This is a genomic window from Streptomyces poriticola, assembly GCF_036689765.1.
Lineage (GTDB): Bacteria > Actinomycetota > Actinomycetes > Streptomycetales > Streptomycetaceae > Streptomyces > Streptomyces poriticola.
The window spans coordinates 1-419 of record NZ_JBAGKH010000110.1 but is presented as its reverse complement, the minus strand read 5'-3'; the positions used below and the strand labels follow the sequence as shown (position 1 = coordinate 419).

The 419-nt window shown below is 75.4% G+C and carries 1 protein-coding gene; it reads left to right on the top strand.

What is annotated here, in order from left to right; genetic code table 11:
* A partial coding sequence (locus tag V5O46_RS31670; protein WP_332888183.1) for a maltotransferase domain-containing protein occupies positions 1-419 on the top strand: 419 nt, incomplete at both ends.

Genomic DNA, 419 nt, shown 5'->3' with positions numbered 1-419 from the left:
CCCGGCTGGCGGCGGCGCTGACCCCGCAGGTGGACGCGGTGCTGGCCCGTCACCCGCTGCGCGAGCTGGTCACCGCCTCCGACCCGCTGCCCCTGCTGGTCGAGCGCGAGCGCGCGCTGTACGGCTCCTGGTACGAGTTCTTCCCCCGCTCCGAGGGCACCCCCGACCGGCCGCACGGCACCTTCCGCACCGCCGCACGGCGCCTGCCCGCCATCGCCGCCATGGGCTTCGACGTCGTCTACCTCCCCCCGGTCCACCCCATCGGCACCACCCACCGCAAAGGCCGCAACAACACCCTCACCGCCACCCCCGACGACGTCGGCGTCCCCTGGGCCATCGGCTCCCCCGAGGGCGGCCACGACACCGTCCACCCCGACCTGGGCACCCTCGACGACTTCGACCACTTCGTCCGCCGCGCC